Origin of the sequence: Pseudomonas sp. Q2-TVG4-2, from assembly GCF_013620795.1 — a bacterium.
Lineage (GTDB): Bacteria > Pseudomonadota > Gammaproteobacteria > Pseudomonadales > Pseudomonadaceae > Stutzerimonas.
Genome location: NZ_LGLW01000004.1, coordinates 523,341 through 542,953 on the forward strand (window position 1 = coordinate 523,341; position 19,613 = coordinate 542,953).

General features: G+C 62.4%; 24 protein-coding genes and 1 other RNA gene. 14 read left to right on the top strand and 11 right to left on the bottom strand.

The features are described 5' to 3' along the window. Positions 1 to 32: 32 nt before the first annotated feature. Both H3028_RS10645 and H3028_RS10650 read right to left on the bottom strand, forming a co-directional pair. Positions 33 to 1,394 (bottom strand): DEAD/DEAH box helicase, encoded by a 1,362-nt coding sequence (locus H3028_RS10645; RefSeq protein WP_181297117.1) that lies wholly within the window; start codon positions 1,392 to 1,394, stop codon positions 33 to 35. A gap of 197 nt (positions 1,395 to 1,591) precedes the next feature. Further along, positions 1,592 to 1,918, bottom strand: a complete 327-nt coding sequence (locus H3028_RS10650; RefSeq protein WP_181296979.1) for a 3-phosphoglycerate kinase — start codon at positions 1,916 to 1,918, stop codon at positions 1,592 to 1,594. Between the two features lie 65 nt (positions 1,919 to 1,983). Between H3028_RS10650 and H3028_RS10655 the strand changes: the two genes are divergently transcribed. From H3028_RS10655 to H3028_RS10665, 3 genes are all read left to right on the top strand, one after another. Further along, on the top strand, positions 1,984 to 2,928 hold the full coding sequence (locus H3028_RS10655) for a LysR family transcriptional regulator (RefSeq protein ID WP_181296980.1): 945 nt from the start codon (positions 1,984 to 1,986) through the stop codon (positions 2,926 to 2,928). Then, a complete protein-coding gene (locus H3028_RS10660; RefSeq protein ID WP_181296981.1) occupies positions 2,925 to 3,476 on the top strand; it encodes a peptidylprolyl isomerase in 552 nt (183 codons plus the stop codon). The genes H3028_RS10655 and H3028_RS10660 overlap by 4 nt, the downstream gene beginning before the upstream one ends. Positions 3,477 to 3,547: 71 nt before the next feature. Continuing rightward, positions 3,548 to 3,961 carry a DUF6306 domain-containing protein gene (locus H3028_RS10665; RefSeq protein WP_181296982.1) on the top strand — a complete coding sequence of 138 codons (414 nt, stop codon included), beginning with the start codon at positions 3,548 to 3,550 and terminating at the stop codon, positions 3,959 to 3,961. Between the two features lie 20 nt (positions 3,962 to 3,981). Here H3028_RS10665 and H3028_RS10670 read toward each other — a convergent pair whose 3' ends face one another. The 9 genes from H3028_RS10670 to H3028_RS10710 all read right to left on the bottom strand — a co-directional run bounded on the left by H3028_RS10670 (position 3,982) and on the right by H3028_RS10710 (position 13,023). Next, a complete protein-coding gene (locus H3028_RS10670) occupies positions 3,982 to 4,878 on the bottom strand; it encodes a CHAD domain-containing protein (RefSeq protein ID WP_181296983.1) in 897 nt (298 codons plus the stop codon). Positions 4,879 to 4,928: 50 nt separating this feature from the next. Continuing rightward, positions 4,929 to 6,194, bottom strand: coding sequence for an Hsp70 family protein (locus H3028_RS10675; RefSeq protein WP_181296984.1), 1,266 nt, complete (start codon positions 6,192 to 6,194; stop codon positions 4,929 to 4,931). A 133-nt stretch (positions 6,195 to 6,327) separates the two neighbouring features. Next, complete coding sequence (locus tag H3028_RS10680) at positions 6,328 to 7,674, bottom strand: MFS transporter (protein WP_181296985.1); 1,347 nt, start codon at positions 7,672 to 7,674, stop codon at positions 6,328 to 6,330. 127 nt (positions 7,675 to 7,801) lie between these two features. Next, complete coding sequence (locus H3028_RS10685; RefSeq protein WP_181296986.1) at positions 7,802 to 8,584, bottom strand: hydroxypyruvate isomerase family protein; 783 nt, start codon at positions 8,582 to 8,584, stop codon at positions 7,802 to 7,804. Next, on the bottom strand, positions 8,581 to 9,468 hold the full coding sequence (locus H3028_RS10690) for an NAD(P)-dependent oxidoreductase (RefSeq protein WP_181296987.1): 888 nt from the start codon (positions 9,466 to 9,468) through the stop codon (positions 8,581 to 8,583). The genes H3028_RS10685 and H3028_RS10690 overlap by 4 nt, the downstream gene beginning before the upstream one ends. Before the next feature lie 68 nt (positions 9,469 to 9,536). After that, on the bottom strand, positions 9,537 to 9,860 hold the full coding sequence (locus H3028_RS10695) for a protealysin inhibitor emfourin (RefSeq protein ID WP_181296988.1): 324 nt from the start codon (positions 9,858 to 9,860) through the stop codon (positions 9,537 to 9,539). After that, entirely contained in the window at positions 9,857 to 10,921 is a 1,065-nt protein-coding gene (locus tag H3028_RS10700; protein WP_181296989.1) for a M4 family metallopeptidase, read from the bottom strand. The genes H3028_RS10695 and H3028_RS10700 overlap by 4 nt, the downstream gene beginning before the upstream one ends. A gap of 115 nt (positions 10,922 to 11,036) precedes the next feature. Further along, the gene (locus tag H3028_RS10705; RefSeq protein WP_181296990.1) at positions 11,037 to 11,345 is read right to left on the bottom strand and encodes a hypothetical protein; all 309 of its coding nucleotides are present in this window, start codon (positions 11,343 to 11,345) and stop codon (positions 11,037 to 11,039) included. Between the two features lie 1,024 nt (positions 11,346 to 12,369). After that, positions 12,370 to 13,023 carry a S24 family peptidase gene (locus H3028_RS10710; protein ID WP_375154405.1) on the bottom strand — a complete coding sequence of 218 codons (654 nt, stop codon included), beginning with the start codon at positions 13,021 to 13,023 and terminating at the stop codon, positions 12,370 to 12,372. Between the two features lie 225 nt (positions 13,024 to 13,248). Here H3028_RS10710 and H3028_RS10715 point away from each other — a divergent pair, with 225 nt between their 5' ends. From H3028_RS10715 to H3028_RS10765, 11 genes are all read left to right on the top strand, one after another. Then, a complete protein-coding gene (locus H3028_RS10715) occupies positions 13,249 to 13,590 on the top strand; it encodes a helix-turn-helix domain-containing protein (RefSeq protein ID WP_181296992.1) in 342 nt (113 codons plus the stop codon). Positions 13,591 to 13,592: 2 nt separating this feature from the next. Continuing rightward, a complete protein-coding gene (locus tag H3028_RS10720; protein WP_181296993.1) occupies positions 13,593 to 15,632 on the top strand; it encodes a DNA-binding protein in 2,040 nt (679 codons plus the stop codon). A 37-nt stretch (positions 15,633 to 15,669) separates the two neighbouring features. Continuing rightward, on the top strand, positions 15,670 to 16,398 hold the full coding sequence (locus tag H3028_RS10725) for an AAA family ATPase (protein WP_181296994.1): 729 nt from the start codon (positions 15,670 to 15,672) through the stop codon (positions 16,396 to 16,398). Continuing rightward, the gene (locus H3028_RS10730) at positions 16,398 to 17,012 is read left to right on the top strand and encodes a hypothetical protein (RefSeq protein WP_181296995.1); all 615 of its coding nucleotides are present in this window, start codon (positions 16,398 to 16,400) and stop codon (positions 17,010 to 17,012) included. Before H3028_RS10725 ends, H3028_RS10730 begins: the two co-directional genes overlap by 1 nt. Then, a complete protein-coding gene (locus H3028_RS10735; RefSeq protein ID WP_181296996.1) occupies positions 17,009 to 17,401 on the top strand; it encodes a hypothetical protein in 393 nt (130 codons plus the stop codon). Before H3028_RS10730 ends, H3028_RS10735 begins: the two co-directional genes overlap by 4 nt. Further along, positions 17,382 to 17,699, top strand: coding sequence for a hypothetical protein (locus tag H3028_RS10740; RefSeq protein ID WP_181296997.1), 318 nt, complete (start codon positions 17,382 to 17,384; stop codon positions 17,697 to 17,699). The genes H3028_RS10735 and H3028_RS10740 overlap by 20 nt, the downstream gene beginning before the upstream one ends. Before the next feature lie 12 nt (positions 17,700 to 17,711). Further along, complete coding sequence (locus H3028_RS10745) at positions 17,712 to 18,329, top strand: DUF3164 family protein (RefSeq protein ID WP_181296998.1); 618 nt, start codon at positions 17,712 to 17,714, stop codon at positions 18,327 to 18,329. Between the two features lie 221 nt (positions 18,330 to 18,550). After that, a complete protein-coding gene (locus tag H3028_RS10750; protein ID WP_181296999.1) occupies positions 18,551 to 19,006 on the top strand; it encodes a hypothetical protein in 456 nt (151 codons plus the stop codon). A gap of 8 nt (positions 19,007 to 19,014) precedes the next feature. Beyond that, positions 19,015 to 19,242, top strand: coding sequence for a hypothetical protein (locus tag H3028_RS10755; protein WP_181297000.1), 228 nt, complete (start codon positions 19,015 to 19,017; stop codon positions 19,240 to 19,242). Between the two features lie 11 nt (positions 19,243 to 19,253). Then, on the top strand, positions 19,254 to 19,547 hold the full coding sequence (locus H3028_RS10760; protein ID WP_181297001.1) for an HU family DNA-binding protein: 294 nt from the start codon (positions 19,254 to 19,256) through the stop codon (positions 19,545 to 19,547). After that, positions 19,546 to 19,612: hammerhead ribozyme type II (locus H3028_RS10765), an RNA gene on the top strand. The genes H3028_RS10760 and H3028_RS10765 overlap by 2 nt, the downstream gene beginning before the upstream one ends. Position 19,613 lies beyond the last annotated feature (1 nt).

Here is a 19,613-nt window from a genome sequence, read left to right on the forward strand (position 1 = left end):
AACGGGGTAGCGACGCCACCCCTTCGATGGGTTTATTCCGCAGCGGGCTTCTTGCGTCGTAGCGGCGCCAAGCCGTCTTGGCTGACGATCTGCGAGGCCGGTTCGTCGCGCTTGGCGTTCTTCGGCCGCTTGGCGGTCGGCTTGCCGGCCGGTTTGGCCTTTTTGTCGACGCCCTTTTTCTTGTCGTCCTTTTTCTTGTCGTCCTTTTTCTTTTTGGTGCCCGCCGCTTTGCCTGAAGCCTTCAGGTTCTTGGGCCCACCGTAGCTGCCTTTCAAACCTTTGATGACCCGGCGCTCGAATCGCTGCTTGAGGTAGCGCTCGACGCTCGACATCAGGTTCCAGTCGTTGTGGCAGATCAGCGAGATCGCCAGCCCTTCGGCACCCGCGCGCCCCGTGCGACCGATACGATGCACGTACTCATCGCCCGAACGCGGCATGTCGAAGTTGATCACCAGATCCAGGCCCTCGATATCCAGCCCGCGTGCCGCCACGTCAGTAGCAACCAGTACCTTGACGCCGCCTTCCTTGACCCGGTCAATGGCCAGCTTGCGGTCCTTCTGATCCTTGTCGCCATGCAGCACGAAGGCCTTCACACCCTCCGCGACCAGCCGGCCATAGAGCCGATCCGCCTGCACCCGGGTGTTGGTGAAGATCACAGCCTTCTTATAGGTTTCGTTGGCCAGCAGCCAGTGCACGAGCTTCTCTTTGTGCTCGGTGCTCTCGGCGGTGATGATCTGCTGACGAGTGCCTTCGTTAAGCTCGCTGACGCGGTTGAGCTGCAGATGCAGCGGATCGCGCAGGACGCTGGCGGCCATCTCGCGCAGGGCCGCACCGCCACTGGTGGCCGAGAACAGCAGGGTCTGCTGTCGCTTGGCGCATTCGCCGACCAGCCGCTGCACATCCTCGGCAAAGCCCATGTCGAGCATCCGATCGGCTTCATCGAGAATCAGCAATTCGACATCTTTCAGGATCAGCGTGCCGGCATTGAGGTGTTCGATCATCCGCCCAGGTGTGCCGATGAGGATGTCCGGCACCTTGCGCAGGATCGCGGCCTGGACCTTGAAGTCTTCACCGCCAGTGATCATGGCCGACTTGATGAAGGTGAACTGAGAGAAGCGCTCGACCTCCTTGAGGGTCTGCTGGGCCAGCTCCCGGGTCGGCAACAGGATCAGCGCGCGCACGTCTGTGCGTACCACCGCATCGCCAATCAGCCGATTGAGCATAGGCAGCACGAACGCCGCGGTCTTGCCACTGCCGGTCTGAGCCGTCACGCGCAGGTCACGCCCCTCGATCGCCGGAGGGATAGCCGCCACCTGCACCGGCGTCGGCTCAACGAATTTGAGTTCGGCGACTGCCTTGAGCAGGCGTTCGTGCAGGGCGAATTGGTCAAACAAGGGGGATACCTCAAGATCGAAAAAACGTCGCATAGATTAACGCGTCCAGCCGCCGGAGAGGCGGCTTTGTGCAGCGCGACCTGTCTCAGGCCTTGACCTGAGGAGCGGCAGATGCGGCTGGCGCCGGGCCGCGCTGCCGATCAGCCGCGTCTGGCGGTGCGCCCCGATGGCCCGGTCAAGAGGATTCCATGGGCAAGTTACTGCGGCTCGCAGGTCAGCTTGATTCGCAAACGAATCACATCGCGCTTGAACTTGGCGGTCAGCGGCTTGCGCTCGCCAGCATCCAGCGTGGTGCGACGGGTACGCGGGGATTCTGGCCCGTTACGAAACACGGCCGTGCACTCGACTGGACGATCACCGAAGTTTTGCAGCACCAGGCCCGCCATGTCCCGGTCTATGGTTTCAGTCGTGGCGAGCACTTCGGCGCCATTGAGCTCCTGCTCAACCTCCACCGGATAGCTGACGGCCAGGGCGCTCAGTGGGATGATGGCGACCGCAAGCACGGCGATGCAGATTCTTTTCATTGTTGTGCGGGCTCCTCGTGAAGGCGTGCCAGCGTATCAGACAGACGCAACAGGAAAGCAATGGAATGAAGATGCCACGCGTAACCCTCGATCAATGGCGAACCCTGCAAGCGGTTATCGACCATGGTGGCTTCGCCCAAGCCGCCGAAATGCTGCATCGCTCGCAATCGTCGGTCAGCTACACCGTGGCTCGCATGCAGGAGCAGCTGGGCGTGCCGCTGCTGCGGATCGATGGACGCAAGGCGGTGCTCACCGATGCCGGCGAGGTGCTGTTACGGCGGTCGCGGCAGCTGGTCCTCCAGGCCGGGCAGCTCGAGGAGTTAGCCCATCACATGGAGCAGGGTTGGGAAGCCGAGGTTCGCCTGGTGGTGGATGCCGCCTACCCTAACGCCAAGCTGATCCGCGCCTTGACTGCGTTCATGCCGCAGAGTCGTGGGTGTCGAGTGCGGCTGCGCGAAGAGGTCCTGTCCGGCGTCGAGGATGTGCTCAAGGACGGCACCGCCGATCTGGCCATCAGCGGCCTGGACATCACCGGTTACCTCGGCGCCGAGCTGGGCACCGTCGAGTTCATCGCGGTGGCCCACGCCGACCACACCCTGCACCAGTTGCGACGCAAGCTCAGCGTGCAGGACTTGCAGAGCCAGATGCAGATCGTGGTGCGCGACTCCGGCCAGCGGCAGCCACGTGACAGCGGCTGGCTGGGCGCCGAACAGCGCTGGACCGTTGGCAGCTTGGCTACTTCAGTAGGCTTCGTCAGCAGTGGGCTAGGCTTCGCCTGGCTGCCGCGGCACATGATCGGACGCGAGCTGGCCGAAGGTGTACTCAAGCCGTTGCCATTGATCCAAGGAAGCATTCGCCGCCCATTGTTTTACCTCTACACCAACCCGAACAAACCGCTCGGCCCGGCAACGCAGATTCTCATCGACTTGATCAAGACGTACGATGCGCAATCGCAGCCTGCCAATGACAGCCCGCCCCAGGCTTCCACCCTCACCAGGACCACACCATGAAACGACTCGTACTCGCCGCCTGTTCACTGTTGCTCGCCGGAAACCTGCTGGCGGCAGACAACCCGCACGTGCTGCTGAACACCAGCATGGGTGAAATCGAAATCGAGCTGGAGGCCGAGAAGGCGCCTATCAGCGTGAAAAACTTTCTTAGCTACGTGGAAAGCGGCTTCTACGATGGCACTGTGTTCCACCGGGTAATTCCCGGCTTCATGATCCAGGGCGGCGGTTTCACCGAAGGAATGGACCAGAAAGAGACTGGCGAACCGATCAAGAATGAAGCGGACAACGGCCTGCACAATGTTCGTGGGACCCTCGCGATGGCCCGTACACAGAACGTCAATTCCGCCACCAGCCAGTTCTTCATCAACCACCGCGACAATGACTTTCTCGACCACGGCAGCCGCGACTTCGGCTACGCGGTGTTTGCCAAGGTTGTGCGCGGCATGGACGTGGTCGACCAGATCGCCCAGGTGCCGACGGGCAACCGCAGCATGATGCAGAACGTTCCGCTGACGCCGGTGAAGATCGTGTCCGCAAAGAAACTCTGAACCCGACGCGTCCGTTCCCGGCGCACGCTGCCTGCAGCCGTGCGCCGTTTCCCACGGCTAGGAGATCGAGCATGAGTGACCGGAACCACCTGAACACTGCCGAAGGCGAAGCGAAACTGCTCCAGGACTTGCTGAGTGCCGAGCGCGCCGGCGCCAAGGTTGCTGGTGAGAGCCTGCAACAATGCGAAGATCCGGCGCAGCGGAAGCTGCTCGAGCAGATCCGCCAAGGCGAAGTCGATAGCTGCAGGCTAGTGCTCAATTGCCTCACTCATCTGGGCATCGAGCCCAATCGCGAGACCGGTGCATTCTATGGCAAGGCCATGGCCATCGAATCGCTGGAGGAGCGCCTGCCATTCGTCGATAAGGGCCAGCAGTGGGTGATTCGAAAACTGCGTGAATACCTACCGGGCTGTGAAGACGCTTTCATCCGCACCGAGCTGGAAAAGATGCTGAATATCCACGAGATCAACAGCCGAGCCGCCTGATCGGCCTGCAACGCCGCCGGTCAGTCCTCGGCGGCGTCCCAGTAACGTTGCCAGCGCGCCGCCAGATCCTTGGGTGCCTCGCGATAGAGCTCATCACCCAGTCTCAGCGCTGTGCGCTGCAGTTCGCTGCGGCGCTCGGCGATCGCCGGACCGAGTCTTTCGAGCAAGGGCTGATCACCGAAAAGTTGCGGCTGCGTCCGCATCAACTCCTGCATCATCGCCAGATCATGGTCATCGCCAAGCTGATCGGCCAAGCGCTTGAGCGCGTCAGCGCGCAGCCCCATCAACGTGGGCCAGCTGGGTGTCAGCAGCCGCGTCTGATACCGGTGATCCTTGACCCGCTTGCGCCATTGATGGAGCTGCTCGTCGCTCGGTTCCAGCTTGACCTTCGCCAACTCGGAGCAGCCATCGGCATAGGTGCGCTCTACCCCAGCGGCCAGCAGCTCGAAGCCCGTGGCGTCCAGCGGCCAACTATCGATGCAGGTCTTGGCGGCGTGTAATTCCGAGATAGCCTGCGCGATGCGGTCGTCTAGGTCGGCGGCGTGGCCCTCAGCCTGGAGAGCCCTGGCCTGCAAACGCTGGCGTGTCTCCTTGAAATCAGGCTCGTCGAACCGCTCGGCAAAGCACTGCATCAGCACATCCCAGCTTTCCAGCATGGCGGTGGCATCGCGCGATTCGGCCAGCGCCCGGCCGAGATCGCGTAACCGTCGATTCTCGTGCTTGAACTCGTCGCCCAGCGGCTTGCGCACCAGGCGCAGCAGCGCACGCAGCTCCTTGAAGCGCTTGCGCGCCTGATGTACGCCTTCGGCGCGTTCCTCGGGCGGAACACTCAGTGCTTCAATGGCCTTGTCGATGCGCTGCCGAGCGACCTTGCGCACCTCGGCGGCAGGGTCCTTTGGACGCAGTTTGTAGCCCATGACGACTCCCGAACAGGCCCGAGCGCTATGCAGGGCAGGCACTCAGGCAATCAACCGTAGCGTTTCTTCGCCTCGATGGCCAAGCCACTGCCGATACTACCGAAACGGTTGCCTTCGACATGACGTGCCCTTGGCAGCAGCCTGGCGACGCTCTGGCGCAGCGCCGGAATCGCACTGGAGCCACCCGTGAAGAACACCGTATCGATGTCCTCGTGCTTCAATCCGGCACTGGCCAGCAATTGACTGACATTGCCACGGATTCGTTCGAGAAGCGGATTGATGGCCGTTTCAAAGCCGTCGCGGGTCAGACTCGCCTGCAGGCCCGCTTCGATCCGCGCGAAGTCGATGATATGGCGGGCCTGCTCGGTCAGTTCGATCTTGCCGTGCTCCACCTGCATCGCCAGCCAATGCCCGGCGCGTTGTTCAATGAGGCTGAACAGGCGATCGATCCCGGTGGGGTCGACGATGTCGTAGCGCATGCTCTGCAGCGCGCGCAGCGAGGCCGGCGCATACACCGCGTTGATGGTGTGCCAGGTGGCGAGGTTGAGGTGCGTGCTGGTGGGCATCGGCGCATCGCTTTTCATCCGGCTGCCATAGCCGAACAGCGGCATCACACCCTGCAGGCTGAGCTGCTTGTCGAAATCGGTACCGCCAATGTGCACGCCCGAAGTGGCGAGGATGTCTTCCTGGCGATCATCGATGTGACGGCGTTGCGGTGACAACCGCACCAGCGAGAAGTCCGAAGTACCGCCACCAATATCGACGATCAGCACCCGCTCTTCCTGCTCGATGCGCGACTCGTAGTCGAACGCCGCGGCGATGGGTTCGTATTGGAACGACACGTCTTTGAAACCGATCTTCCGCGCCGCCGCGGCCAGCGTATCCGCCGCTTCCCTGTCCGCCTGCGGATCGTCGTCGACGAAGAACACCGGGCGACCCAGCACCACCTCGTCGAACGAACGCTCAGCCTGAATCTCGGCGCGTTGCTTGAGCGTCCCGAGGAACAGCCCGAGGATTTCCTTGAATGGCATCGCGCTGCCCAGCACCGTCGTTTCGCTCTTCAACAGCTTGGAGCCCAGCAGGCTCTTGAGCGAGCGCATCAGCCGCCCTTCGTAACCTTCAAGGTATTCGGACAGAGCCAGACGCCCATAGACAGGACGCCGCTCTTCGGCGTTGAAGAACACCACCGATGGCAGGGTGTGCTGATCGTCCTCAAGCGTGATCAGCGGCTCGCTGGCGGGTCGCCACCAGCCGACGGTGGAATTAGAGGTACCGAAATCGATGCCGCAGGCGCGGGCGGGTGACGGGTTGTGCATGAGCGGTCCGGACTGCCAAAAACGGCCGCGCAGTTTATGCGAGCCAGCAGCCAAATGTCGGTCAATCGTCGTTTTGATGCGATTCAAGCCGAGCCAGGTGCAACGGTGCCGCTGCGGCACCTGGCTGGTGTGGTCAGGCCAGCGCCGCCTCTGCAGCCGCGGCGGAGTCAGTCATGCCGTCTGTCATGCGCTTGGAGTCGTGACAGAAGGTGCGCGAGGCCTGGAACAGGAACACCATGGTCAGCAGCAGCGAGGCCGGAATCAGGTACATGGCGCCGTGCAGGCCCTCCGCGCGGAACAGCTCGCTCATCTCGCTGGCGCCAGCGGCGAGCATTGCTGCTTCGGCAAAATGATCCGACAACAGCCCTACCACCACCGTGCCCATGCCACCGCCGAGCAGGTACAGGCCGGCAAAGAACAGTGCCATCGCGGTGGCGCGCAGACGCGGCTCGACCACGTCCTGGATGGCGGTGTAGACGCAGGTATAGAAATTGTAGGAGAACAGCCAGCCGATGCTGAACACCGCAACGAACACGCCCACGTCAATCCGCCCGGCGAGCAGCGCATAGCCGGTCGCGAGGGTGGCGATCGCCATGCTGATGGCGGCGAAGATCAGCCGACCACGGGCGAAACGTTGGTGGATCTGGTCGGCAAGCCAGCCGCCGAGGGTCAGCCCGATCAGACCGGTCAGCCCGACGATCACGCCGGTGGCGATCGATGCTTCGACCAGCGGCACGGCGTGATAGCGCATCAGCAACGGCACCATGAACGCGTTGCAGGCGTACGTGGCGAAGTTGAACGCCAGCCCAGCCAGCACCAGCCACCAGAAGGTGCGAATCGCCAGCACCTTGCGTACCGGCTGCTGTACCGGCTCTTGGGAGACCTTCACCGTCTCGGCGGCCCCGCGCTGGGGTTCCTTGACGAATAAAATGAACAGCGCCAGCACGAGCCCAGGCACTGCGGCGATGAAGAATGGCGCACGCCAGCTGCCGAAGTACTCGACCATCGAACCGATGGTGAAGAAGGCCAACAACAGCCCAAGCGGCAAGCCAAGCATGAAGATGCCCATCGCCCGTGCGCGCTTGTTTGCCGGAAACAGGTCGCCGATCAGCGAGTTGGCGGCCGGCGCATAGCTGGCCTCGCCGATGCCGATGCCCATGCGCACCAGCAGAAAGCTCCAGAAATTCCAGGCCAGCCCGTTGATGGCCGTCAGCCCGCTCCACGCAGTCAGGCCCCACCCCATAATCTTGCGTCGCGAGCCGAGATCGGCCATTCGCCCCAGCGGAACACCGGCGATCGCGTAGATGATCGTAAACACCGTACCGATCAGGCCTAACTGGAAGTCGTTGAGGTTCCATTCCAGGCGGATCGGCTCGGCGATGATGGCCGGAATGGTGCGATCGAAGAAATTGAACAGGTTGGCCAGAAACAGCAGGAACAGGACGCGCCAGGCGTTCGCGGCTTGGGTGGATGGCTGCATGACGTCGCTCTCGTTTTATTGTTATGCCCCGGCCGTATCCCGACCGATCCTCGGGAGCCAACTCTAGAGTTCATTCGCGCGCCTGTCTGTCACCATCATCTGCGCTTATGCCGGCCGATGCGGCGATTCAGCGCTGTTGCCACCCTTCCAGCCAACCCAGGCTGGCGGTCGTGTCCGTGTCTTCGGGTCGATACTCGGCCGCCAGCCAGCCGTCATAGCCCACCGCCCGCAACGCATCGATCAGAGGTCCGAACCCCACCGAGCCGGTGCCGGGCGCACCGCGTCCAGGGCAATCGGCGAATTGCACATGCCCGATGCACGAGCCCAGCAGCTGGATGCCGGCGGCAATGTCCAGCTCTTGTCGAGCCATGTGGTAGATATCCAGCTGCGCCAGGCAGTTGGGATGAGCGACGCGCGCCAGCAACTCCTGCAGATGCTCCGGCGTGTTGATCAGAAAGCCTGGCATATCCAGCGGATTGATCGCCTCGCAGACGACTTGGATGCCGAGCAGGGCAAACGCCTCAGCGCTCTTGTGCAGGTTCTCCACCAGGGTTGTCAGCGCCTGATCGCGGGAGACGCCGTCAGCCAACCGACCCGGCAGCACATTGACGCACGCCGGCCGCGCCATGGCCGCGTAGGTCAGCGCTTCCTGCAAGGCCGCATCAAAGGCTTCCTGGCGGCCGGGTACCGCGGCCAGACCAGGGCCACCTTCCATGAAGTCACCGGCTGGCAGGTTGATCAGCGCCAGCGTCAGGCCGGCGCGCTCGAGCAATTCTTTAAGATGGATCGCCGGCAATTCGTAAGGAAACTGGATCTCCACACCCTCGAATCCGGCCACGCGAGCAGCCATGATGCGCTCGGCGAGCGGCAGTTCGCTGAACAGCATGGACAGGTTGGCAGCAATCTTCATCGGCTTTGCTCCCGGAACATCCTCACCAGTGTGGAGGGATCGCTCTTGAGATGGCCCTGACTGCCATGCAGGCGCATCAACTGCGCGGCCAAGCCGGTCATCGGCGTGGCGCTGCCATCTTCACGGGATAGCTGCACGGCGGTGTCGAGATCCTTGAGCAGGGTTCGCACATGCCATTTGACCGGTTCGAATTCGCTGCGGGCCATTTGCGGCGCAAGAATCTGCAGCGGTTTGGAATCCGCGAAGCCACCGGCCAGTGCCGGCGCGATCAGGCTGGCATCGACGCCGGAGCGCTCGGCCAGCGCCACCACTTCGGCGATGACCAGCGCATTGCACGCCACGATCATCTGGTTACAGGCCTTGGTCACCTGGCCGGCACCGACATCGCCCATGTGCGTCAGTCGCTGGCCCAGGTGCGCCAATACCGGTCGCACCCGCTCGACATCCTCGTCGCGCCCACCGGCCATGATTGCCAGGCTCCCCACCTCAGCGCCGGCCGTACCACCCGACACCGGCGCGTCAACCCAGCGCATGCCGCTGCGCGATTCCAGTTCGACCGCCATGGCACGCGTGGCGGCCGGCTCCAGACTGGAATGATCGACCAGCACCTGCCCCGCCCGCGCGCCCTCGACGACGCCGTCAGCGCCGAACACCACCTCACGCACCACCGCGGTATCGGCCAGGCACAACAGCACCACATCGGCTGCAGCACAGAGCTCGGCGGGTGTGTCCACCTGCCGCGCGCCGGCCTCGATGAGAGGCGCACATTTCTCGGGCGAGCGGTTCCAGACCGTCAATGGAAAGCCGGCGGCAAGCAACCGACGGCACATGCGCAGGCCCATCAGGCCGATGCCGGCGAATGCAATGGATGGCAACTTAGACATGAAGCAGGCTCCTCGAAGTCAAGGGCAACGATTCTAGCGCCGCGGCGGCGGCTGCGGCCAAATCGCGCTCAGAGCACCTCGCCCTTGTCCCAGAGCAGCACCAGCTCACCGGGCGCCTGCTCCTCGGGGATCTGAAGAACCATTTCGTCGTCGCGCTCGTTCTTCCGATAACGCAGCTCGATCTGGTAATAGCGGCGGTCGCCCTGCCCGCTGGCGCTCGTCGCTAGAGGCAGACAACCTTCCAGCACGGAACATATCTGCCCTCGCTGCTGTTCGTCGCAACTGGCGAAATCGATCTCGCGTGGCCGACTGAGCGCCTGCATCGCGGCAAGGCCGCCCTGCCGCGACAGACGGACGGTGGCGTCCTTGCCCAATGGCGGTAGCTGTCTCATGGAGCCTCCTCGTTCGCTAATACGCCAACCTCGACCCAGGCCTGCTGGACTGACTGCACTTCGCCCGCGCCAAAGCGCTTCGCCGCATTATCCAGTGTGAGCTGGGCGAAGGCGGCGAAATCCGCATCGTTAGCCAAGCGGCGGTCACATAGGGTGTCGTACCAGATGCGCCCCGCCTTTTCCCAGGCGTAGCCGCCGATTGCCGTAGCAGCCAGGTAGAACGCGCGGTTGGGAATGCCGGAGTTCAGGTGCACACCTCCGTTGTCGTCGCGAGTGTCGATGAAGTCGCGCATGTGCCCGGGCTGCGGGTCTTTGCCCAGCAACGGATCGTCGTAGGCGCTGCCCGGGTTGGCCATCGAGCGCAGGGCGTCGCCCTGCACCTTGTCGGTCAGCAACTCGGCGCCGATCAGCCAATCGGCCTGGTCCGCCGTCTGCTTGAGACTGAACTGCCGGACCAGCACGCCGAACACGTCGGACATCGATTCGTTCAAGGCGCCGGACTGGTTGAAGTAGACCAGCCCCGCCTCACTTTCGGTAATGCCATGGGCCAGCTCATGAGCCACGACATCCAGCGACAGGGTAAAGCGATTGAAAATCTCGCCGTCACCATCGCCGAAGACCATCTGAGCGCCGTTCCAGAAGGCGTTCTCGTACTCCACGCCGTAGTGCACCGTCCCGATTAGCGGAAAGCCGTGATTGTCTATCGAGTCCCGAGCGAACACTTGCCAGAAGAATTCATGAGTTTTTCCGAGCGCATCGTAGGCCTCGTCAACCGCCGCGTCGGCGACCGGCGGCTGGCCTTCGATCCGTGCCAGCGCACCCGGCAGCACCATCTGCTGCTGGGCATCGTGAATGCTGCGCCGCGGTTCCCCCGGCCGACCGCGCTCGGGCAGCACGCTCGGTGTTGGCTGGCGGTTGGGCGGCCCCGGATTGGGCAACAGGTGGCGCACGTGAGCGAGCGTCCCCAAGGCCCGCTCACGCTGACGCTCCGAGCCGTTATCAATGATGTGCTTGAGGATATAAGGCGGGATGAAACCTTGGCACGAAGTCTGATCGAGCATGGAAAGCCCCTTCAAAATATAGGGATGCAGTGCGCACCCATATCTCTCTGATCAGCTCCTGTCCGCTGCGTTTCTTCGCCTGGATATTTATTCGCAGGGATGGAAGGCGATTGGTTTAGCTATCGCTCACCGGCTGCCCCATACCATTCGGGCCAGACTGCCCCTCAAGCGATCGGACCGCCTCGTCCAGTTCTTGAGCGTAGAGTTGCTGCTGAGCGTCCCGCCATTCGGCATCGGAAACCACTTCGATGAGATCGAGCAGACCGGAGTAGCCAACGAGCATTCCTTGCTTGACCCTCAGTGTCTGGCCTTCGTACAGCAGGGTCACCGGATCTCGCGCGACCATGGTCGCTCCGCCGGCAAACAGCTCATCAATGTGCTTTCGAAGGAAATGGAGCGTGCGTTTGTCTTGTTGCTGTTCCATAGCAATAGGCCACCGTCCGTTAGACGGATGATTCTAGTCCAGACGAGAACTGAATCACAAAAAAAAAATTTGCCGCCGATTTTCGCTAACCACCAAGACATGCCAGCCGGGGTTCTTAACTGTCCTTGCGTGGTTCGATGGGCTGTCCCAGGTGCCCTAGACAGATCTCGATGGCTATGTGGCGTAGATGGGGAGCGGGCCAAACATGGCTAGCGATGGCCGCAACCAAGTCTCGAAGCCCACTGTCGTTGGACAGCACTCCATTTCGCACGGCGAGTGTGCAGCCTTGGAGCGTTAATGTGATGGGGGAGCGCCCTGTCAGCGTACCGCCCGAATCGAGCAAACAGTCGATGTGTCGACGCAATACGTAATTCACGCGGCGCTCAGGGCGTGCATCGGTCATGGTTCCGGTCCTTAGGCAGATCGATTTTCGCTGATCCCTCAACGCTGCCTATTGCGTGGTGGTTGCTCAGTCGCGCACCGCACTGCTCGAGAGCCAGCCGCTCGTCGATGTGCTTTCGCAGTGCATGAAGCTTCCGCTTCTCGTGCCCAAAGTCCGTCAATCCCGACGTCGTCATTTTTGAACGCACGGATTCTAATCAATGTGAGCAAGGCTTGACATGTCAAAATGCCATCAACGAGGTTTCGATCAAATAACTAAGCACCGTTACTGCTCGCTAACGGAGCCGGCTCGACAATCCGAAGCCGCCTGCGACGGACCGCGTACAGCGTTGAGACCGCTTAAAAGCGCTCCTTAGCAGCAACCCCCGAACGTGTGGGTCAAACAGGCCCGTCCCTTACCAACTTGTGAGGAGGTGTTAGGTATGGCACTGGGGGGGGAGGCCTGCCGGAAGAATCCGGATAAAGCCGGGTGACACTGGAGCCCAGGCGCGGCGCGGGTTCACCGGGCGGCCCGACAGACGGGCCAGTGCCAAAGCAGCGCTAAGCGAGATCAGGACGATTTAAAGCGAGAGCCCGCGATTTAGCGGGCTCTTTGGCATTCGGTAACTCACCAGGTAGTGAGCTATATCAGCCAGCCACCAGCCCATACCGCTCGACCCACGATCTGCAGCTCATCCAGCCTGGCCTTCGGCACAATCATGTCCCGGTAGTCCTTGTTGTGGCTGATGACGTGGATCGCCCCGTCGAACTGGCGCTGCAAGCGTTTAGCGTACAAATGCTCATCCAGCAGCACCACATATACGCCCTCGCCCTCCAGGGTGTTCCGGCTCTCGTCGATCATGACGGTGTCGCCGTCCTCAATCATGCCGGACATCGAGTCCCCATCGTTGCGCAGCGCTGACAGGGTCGCTGGGTTCAGGCCTTTCTTGCGCAGCGAGTATCGAGTGAACGCCAGTCGGGTCAGAACCTTGCAGCGCTCGTTCCAGGACCCATGCCCTGCGCTGCACCGGGCGTCGTACAGCGGGATATACGCGTAAGGATCATCTGATTCCTCTGGCTCGTCAGCCTTCGCACCTCGGTACATGCCACCGGTACCCGTAGCGATCCAGTCCAACGACACGCCTTTGCTATAGGCGAGCCGTGCAACGGAATCAATCGCCGGCGTCCCTTCTTCAGCAATCCACCGCTGCAGCGACGACAAAGCCACACCAGCCGCCTGAGCAGCCCGTTTTCGGGACGAATACAAATCCGCCACGGCCGAAATTCGGGTTCCCATTCCTTCGATAACAAACGGAACCGCCTGTTCCGCTGGCGAATCTTGTTCCGATTCTTTGTATGCCATTGTTTTTCCTACTAAATCCCGCAAAAGAGAGGGGCGCACGCAAAAAAGAGAATCGGAACTACCGAATACGGCTTGCTTGTTCCTATTTTCGGGACGATACTATTCCCAAGAACAGGTTAGAAACCCGAAAACGGTAAGGCCCGAAACTTGGAATCAGGCATGAAAAAGTCAAAAGTTCCCCACGACCCGCTGAAGCGTTGGGAGTGGATCAAATGGCAGCTGCGATCCAATAACAGCTCATTAGCCGAACTCGCACGCGGCCTTGGTGTGGTTCGCAATGCCATGAACAACGTAAAGCGGCAGCCCTACCCAAGGATGGAGCGAGCGATAGCTAAGGCTCTCGGTATGCGCCCAATCGACATCTGGCCGGATCGCTGGATCGATGAATCGACCCCAGTACGGGAGCGCCCGAGCAGATCCGAAACCGCCGCTTTGTATGCGCAAAAGCATAACGCAATGCGTGAGCTTGAACACGTTAGCAAGAGCAGAAAGGAACCCTGATCATGCGTAATTGGTACACAGCGCAAGAGCTGGCTGGGAAGCCAGGAATGCCCGGAACCGAGCGCGGTATTCGCAAGCTTGCTGAACGCAACGGCTGGGAAGGCCAACGCCGCCTCGGCAGCAAAGCAATTGAATACGCCTTCGCCGTGCTGCCATCCGAAACCCAGGCCGCACTGATCGCCGCCTCGGTCGCCAGCGAGGCACCTCCTGCCGCATCCGAACAGCAAGAATCGACACAGCGTGACGCGAAAAACGCATCACGCTTAAACGAAAAGCAACGCTCAGTCATGACAGCTCGCCTCGCCTTCGTGCGTGAGATCGAGCGTATGAGCCAGACCATCAGCCAACAGCGGGCGATCCTGGCGCTAGTTGACCTAGCCAAAAACGACCAACTCAGCCCGTACCTGACCGAGCTGCTGGTCCGCGCCAATGATAGGAAGACCAACGACCGCAGCCTTTCCGAGCGGACACTCAAGCGTTGGCTGGGTGACTACCGCAAGCAGGGTGAAACCGGCCTGGCGCCGGAACGTGGCGGCAAAGATATGGGCGTGCCGGATTGGGCGAAGGACTTCCTGCGCTGCTTTCAACGGCCGACCAAGCCCAGCGTTGAAGCCAGCTATGCCGAGTTCTCCGCGAAGTGCCAGGGCGAGCGCCCGAGCATTCACCAGGTGCGTCGCTTCCTCAACAAACTGAGTCCCGAAGCACGCGAGGCGGGTCGACGCACGCCTCAGGAACTCAAGGCGCTGCAGCCATTTCGCCGCCGCACCACCAAGAACATGTTCCCGTGCGATGTCTTCACCGCAGACGGCCACAAGTTCGATGCCGAAGTATTGAATCCGCGCACCGGCAAGCCGTACCGCCCCGAAACCACCACCGTCATCGACGTGGCCACGCGCCGGATACTCGGCATCTCGATCGGCGAAGCCGAGTCGACCATCGGTGTGATGGACGCCCTGCGCGACGCCATCACACGCGGCGGCATGTTCGCCATCTTTTACGTCGACAACGGATCCGGCTTCGCCAACAGCGCGGTGCGTGAAGTGGTCGATCGCCTCGGCGGCACCATGACCCATGCCCTGCCATACAACAGCCAGGCGCGAGGGCTGATCGAGCGCGTCCACCAGACCATATGGGTCAACGCAGCCAAGAAGCTCACCAGCTACATCGGCGCCGACATGGACAAGCACGCCGGTACCAAGGTGCACCGCGTCAGCCGCAAGCAGCTCCGCGAGACCGGCACCACCCGTTTGCTGCCCACGTTCAGCGAGTTCATGTCCGGCGTCGAGTTCGAGATCGAGGCCTACAACGACCGGCCCCACCGGGGCCTGGAAAAGATCCGCGATCCAGAGACCGGCAAGCTGCGCCCCATGAGCCCCAACGAGGCCTGGGAAGCGGCGCGGGCCGAAGGCTGGGAACCGATGCTGGCTCCAGCCGAGCTGGTTCACGACCTGATGCGGCCGCAAGTCATCCGCCCGACACGCCGTGGCGAAGTCACCTGGGCCAACCAGCGCTACTTCCTGGACGCGCTGCGCGATCTGCACGGCGAAGAGATCCGGGTGGCCTACGACGTGCGCGACGCCTCGCGTGTCTGGGTAAGAACGCTGGAAGGCGAGCTGCTCGGCGAGGCACTGCTTGACGGCAACGCCAGCGACTACATGCCCAAGCCGCTGATCGAGCAAGCCTATGAGAAGCGCGAGCAAGGCCAGATGAAACGCGCCCTGGACAAACTCGAAACGCTCACCGGCAAGCGAGTGGAAATGATCGCACCGACCTCGGCGCCATCCGCCCAGCTCAGCGGCGAGCAGATGGCCGCTGCCCGCCAGTTCGCCATCGATCTCGCACCAACCGCCATCGACTTCCAGCTGCCCGGCGATAGCGTTGCCCGCTACCGCCTGTGGAAAGAACTGGAAGCGAAGACCCAAACGGGCGCTGAGCTGACCACCGGGGAAGCCCGCTGGCACGCGCATTACCCGAGCCGGCAAGAGTGGCAATCAATGAAAGATTTGTTCGACGCGGACCCAAGCCAACAGGCCCGCGCGTAACACAACCGGCCTCGGGGGAGGCCACAAGGAGAGCAGTATGAGTGTTAGCAAAATCGTTGCACTTACAAACGTAGGTCTTCTAGCCAGTGCCATCGAACGTGCGCAATCACGGCCGATGGGACTGCCGGGGCTGGTCGCCATGTATGGCGCAAGTGGACTCGGTAAGAGCGTCGGTGCCGCCTTCGCGGCCAACCGCTACCGCGCCTACTACGTCGAATGCCGGGACACCTGGAGCAAGAAGGCATTCTTGCAGGCGATCCTGCGCGAAATGTCGGTGCTACCGGGGCGCACCCTTTCCGACATGGTCGACCAGGTCGCCGAGCAGCTGTCGCGCAGCGGCCGACCCCTGATCATCGACGACGTCCAGTACTTGCTGGACAAGGCGGTGGCCAACGTACTGACCGATATCTACAACGCGAGCCAAGGCACCCTGGTCTTAATCGGTGAAGAGCGCGTCCCGACCAGCCTGGCCAAGCTGGAGCGGCTGCACAACCGAGTACTTGAATGGGTACCTGCGCAGCCAGCCACTCTTGAAGACATGCAGGCACTAGCTGCCGCCAGTTATCCGAAGCTGCAGATCGAAGATGCATTGCTGGAGGATCTGCGCAAAGCGGTCCACGGTTGCCTGCGCCGCGTGGCGGTCAACCTCTACCGCATCTACTCCGAGGCCGAAGCCATCGGCCTTGACGCCGTCGATCTCCAGCAGTGGAAACAGCTCGGGCGGGGTTGGTTTACCGGCGAGGCGCCAGCTCGGAGGCGCGCGTAATGGCTGGCCGTAAGCCTATTCATCTGGAGATGAAGGGCACCAAAGACAATCGCCAGCTGATCTGGGAAGCCGTACGGGGCGAGCGGCGGCCGTTCACCGTCCAGCAAATCGCCTGGGCCGTCGACTTGGACCTGGAGACGACCCGCTACTGCATCCAAGGGCTGCAGCGCGCCGGCTTCATCGGGATCGCAGGGGAAAAGGCAACCCGAGGAAAAGAGCAGTTCCTGGAGCTGATCAAAGACTGCGGCGTCGAAGCGCCTCCTATCACTCGCTCCGGCAAGCCCAGCGTGATCGGCATGGGTACCGAAGCCATGTGGCGCAGTTTGCGGATCCTCGGCGAGGTGTCCGCCGATGAGCTGGCGGCGCAGGCCTCCGTCTCGGCGAAGACAACGCAACGGACCGCGTCCAGCTATCTGCTCTGGCTCCATCGCGCCGGCTATGTCATCGAGATTTCAGCAGCCGCGAGCGGCCCGCGAGGGCGCACTGCGCGCTATCGCTTGGCACCAGGCAAGTACACCGGCCCTCGCGCCCCGATGATTCAGCGCATCGGCCAGCTGTACGACCCGAATCTTGGCGCAGTTGTTTACAGCCAAACGGAAGGAGCCCAGGCATGACCGCCATCCGCCAAACAGTTGAAGAAGCCTGGGGCGGCGAGCCGCCCTTGTGGATCGGCCTGCTAGCGGCCGAAGTCGAGCGCAGCAACATGACCGTCGCGGCGCGCCGCATCGGCATGAACCGCGCCACCGTCAGTACGGCCCTGCGCAACTGCTACCCGTCCAACAGCACGGCCGGCGTTGAACGCCGTGTGCTCGATGCGCTGGGCCAGCTGGACTGCCCGGCCCTGGAATCGACCATCACGCTCATCCAGTGCCAAACATTCCGCGAAAGGCCCGCCCCAACGCATAACCCAATGGCCATGCAGCACTGGCGCGCCTGCCAGCACTGCACGAACAACCCTACCTGCAACAGCAAGGAGTCGGCCCATGCACGCCAGCATCAGTGAAAAGCCGCTGAAAGTCCTAACGCCCCTGCTAGCCGGCTCCTTGCGCGCCTTCAACGACGCCGCTCGCACGCTGCGCCGCCTGGAGGTCCGCCTCAACCACTTCGACCCGACCGGTAACCGCCTGACCATCGACGCAGAGGGTGGCCGTCGGCTGCTCCAACAGCGCCTGGTGGACGGCTTCACCCGTTCCGCCAGCGCTGGCAGCACCAAGTACACCGTCCAGTTCATGGGCGTAACCCTCGAATGGCGCGAAGCCATCAGCTACACCCGCCCCGAAGAATGGGCAACCACACACTAGGAGCAACACCGCATGACCATTCAACAGATACCCGCCGGGTTCCGGCAAAACGGCCAGGGCCACCTGATCCCGGAAAGCTTGATCAAGCCAATCGACCAGGAGCGCGACCGCCTGGTGCGTCACCTGGTCGACCGTGCCAGCGAGCTGAGCAGCGAGCTACGCGAGTTCAAGCAGGTCGCCTTCGGTGACATCAAGGCCTTCATCGAAATGAGCTTCGAGGAATACGGCGCCCGCGTCGGCGGCAAGAAGGGCAACGTCACCCTGCTCAGCTTCGACGGCCGCTACAAGATTCAACTGGCCGTACAGGAAAGCATCGTCCTGGACGAGCGCCTGCAGGCGGCACGCGCACTGATCGACGAATGCCTGCGCGACTGGACCGAGGGCGCCCGTCCCGAAGTCGTCACGCTGGTCAACGACGCCTTCCGCGCCGACACCAAGGGCGAGATCCGCACCGCCCGCGTCCTCGCCCTGCGTCGCCTGGAGATCGGGGACGAGCGCTGGCAGCGCGCCATGAAGGCCATCGGCGAGGCCTGCCAGGTGGTCGGTTCGAAATCCTACATCCGCATCTATGAGCGCCTGGGCGACACCGACCAGTACCAGCCCATCAGCCTCGACATCGCGGGGGTGTGAGATGGCCATGATCGAAGAACGCGAACCATACCGGCGCGGCAAGCGGCCCGAAGATGGAATGGATCTGCCGGAGGGCAAGACCTGCGGTGACTGCGTGCATTGTCGCCGCTGCACTCTGATGTTCGGGCATATCCCGGCTGACGAGGTTTGCGACTGGTTTCCGTCTCGGTTCGCTGCGTCGCGCCAAAGCGCTTCACTCGACCGGAAGGAGGGATGCTGACATGCAGCGCTATCACCAACCCAGCGTAAATGCCTTGCCTACGTGTCCAGCTCATCTGGAGACAGAAAGCCAGCGCCTGGCCGAAGCCACCGAAGCGTTTCTCGCCAAGGGCGGCCAGATCCAGGCCGTCGGCAATCAGATGAAAGACAGCTATCCGGCGTTCGTCATCAACCCGGCGAAGACGCCGGTCTACGCCCACCTGTTCGAGCACGCGAAGGCGCTTTCGGCCTTTCCTGTTCCGATCGAGACGTTGCGTGTTTTGCCGGAGCCGTCAGCGGTAGCTGCTCAGCCAGAGGCGGACCAGGTGCAACTCAGCGATGCCCAACTGGCCGGCAAGGTTATGGCCAAGGACATGGTCGGGCACCCGCCCAAGCGCATCGGCGAGCAGCTGAACCTGAGTGAGAAGAAGGTTCGGCAGCTCTGCCGCGATTACAACATCACCGTCCGCCAGCGCTAGGAGGCCCCATGGCCGAGTACACGATCACCATTAAAGACGAAGACGACGGCGTGTCGATCCAGATGGCAGGCCCCGCCGTAGCAGATAGCACCGCCAACGCGCTGACCCAGGGGCTGCTCGGCATCGCCCCACGGCTGCTGGCCAAGGTCGCGCTGGAAAAGCTGCAGCCGTGCCAGTGCGAGCGCTGCAAGGCCGAGCGCAACGCACCCGCCAACCCCAACACCACGATCCACTAAGGAGCAACACCATGACCCTGACCAAACAAGCCCTGATCGAAACCATCACCCAGGAACTGGGTGCGAGCGGCACACCCATCAGCAAAACCCAGGTCGATGCCGTCCTGGTGCGCTACTCCATGGTTGCGGCACGCACCCTGCACAACGGCGGCGACGTACCGCTGCCGGGCCTGGGCAAACTCAAGGCCAGCCATCGAGCCGCCCGCCCTGGTCGCAATCCCAGCACCGGTGAGGTGATCGAGATTCCCGCCAAGTACGGCGTGAAGTTCACCCCGGCCAAGTCGCTCCTGGACACCCTCAACTAAGCGAAACCGCCCCGGCCGGGGCGGTCTGCCGGGCGTGGTGGCCCGGTACTGATGAGCAGCCGAGGA

What these genes read in the sequence shown, in the direction of transcription:
- H3028_RS10700 (WP_181296989.1), bottom strand. Translation starts at nt 10,921, where the DNA reads ATGCTCGATCAGACTTCGTGCCAAGGTTTCATCCCGCCTTATATCCTC.
- H3028_RS10755 (WP_181297000.1), top strand. Translation starts at nt 19,015, where the DNA reads ATGGCCGAGTACACGATCACCATTAAAGACGAAGACGACGGCGTGTCG.
- H3028_RS10710 (WP_375154405.1), bottom strand. Translation starts at nt 13,023, where the DNA reads ATGGGAACCCGAATTTCGGCCGTGGCGGATTTGTATTCGTCCCGAAAA.
- H3028_RS10695 (WP_181296988.1), bottom strand. Translation starts at nt 9,860, where the DNA reads ATGAGACAGCTACCGCCATTGGGCAAGGACGCCACCGTCCGTCTGTCG.
- H3028_RS10725 (WP_181296994.1), top strand. Translation starts at nt 15,670, where the DNA reads ATGAGTGTTAGCAAAATCGTTGCACTTACAAACGTAGGTCTTCTAGCC.
- H3028_RS10655 (WP_181296980.1), top strand. Translation starts at nt 1,984, where the DNA reads ATGAAGATGCCACGCGTAACCCTCGATCAATGGCGAACCCTGCAAGCG.
- H3028_RS10735 (WP_181296996.1), top strand. Translation starts at nt 17,009, where the DNA reads ATGACCGCCATCCGCCAAACAGTTGAAGAAGCCTGGGGCGGCGAGCCG.
- H3028_RS10720 (WP_181296993.1), top strand. Translation starts at nt 13,593, where the DNA reads ATGCGTAATTGGTACACAGCGCAAGAGCTGGCTGGGAAGCCAGGAATG.
- H3028_RS10680 (WP_181296985.1), bottom strand. Translation starts at nt 7,674, where the DNA reads ATGCAGCCATCCACCCAAGCCGCGAACGCCTGGCGCGTCCTGTTCCTG.
- H3028_RS10690 (WP_181296987.1), bottom strand. Translation starts at nt 9,468, where the DNA reads ATGTCTAAGTTGCCATCCATTGCATTCGCCGGCATCGGCCTGATGGGC.
- H3028_RS10760 (WP_181297001.1), top strand. Translation starts at nt 19,254, where the DNA reads ATGACCCTGACCAAACAAGCCCTGATCGAAACCATCACCCAGGAACTG.
- H3028_RS10675 (WP_181296984.1), bottom strand. Translation starts at nt 6,194, where the DNA reads ATGCACAACCCGTCACCCGCCCGCGCCTGCGGCATCGATTTCGGTACC.
- H3028_RS10740 (WP_181296997.1), top strand. Translation starts at nt 17,382, where the DNA reads ATGCACGCCAGCATCAGTGAAAAGCCGCTGAAAGTCCTAACGCCCCTG.
- H3028_RS10715 (WP_181296992.1), top strand. Translation starts at nt 13,249, where the DNA reads ATGAAAAAGTCAAAAGTTCCCCACGACCCGCTGAAGCGTTGGGAGTGG.
- H3028_RS10665 (WP_181296982.1), top strand. Translation starts at nt 3,548, where the DNA reads ATGAGTGACCGGAACCACCTGAACACTGCCGAAGGCGAAGCGAAACTG.
- H3028_RS10750 (WP_181296999.1), top strand. Translation starts at nt 18,551, where the DNA reads ATGCAGCGCTATCACCAACCCAGCGTAAATGCCTTGCCTACGTGTCCA.
- H3028_RS10670 (WP_181296983.1), bottom strand. Translation starts at nt 4,878, where the DNA reads ATGGGCTACAAACTGCGTCCAAAGGACCCTGCCGCCGAGGTGCGCAAG.
- H3028_RS10660 (WP_181296981.1), top strand. Translation starts at nt 2,925, where the DNA reads ATGAAACGACTCGTACTCGCCGCCTGTTCACTGTTGCTCGCCGGAAAC.
- H3028_RS10685 (WP_181296986.1), bottom strand. Translation starts at nt 8,584, where the DNA reads ATGAAGATTGCTGCCAACCTGTCCATGCTGTTCAGCGAACTGCCGCTC.
- H3028_RS10745 (WP_181296998.1), top strand. Translation starts at nt 17,712, where the DNA reads ATGACCATTCAACAGATACCCGCCGGGTTCCGGCAAAACGGCCAGGGC.
- H3028_RS10730 (WP_181296995.1), top strand. Translation starts at nt 16,398, where the DNA reads ATGGCTGGCCGTAAGCCTATTCATCTGGAGATGAAGGGCACCAAAGAC.
- H3028_RS10650 (WP_181296979.1), bottom strand. Translation starts at nt 1,918, where the DNA reads ATGAAAAGAATCTGCATCGCCGTGCTTGCGGTCGCCATCATCCCACTG.
- H3028_RS10705 (WP_181296990.1), bottom strand. Translation starts at nt 11,345, where the DNA reads ATGGAACAGCAACAAGACAAACGCACGCTCCATTTCCTTCGAAAGCAC.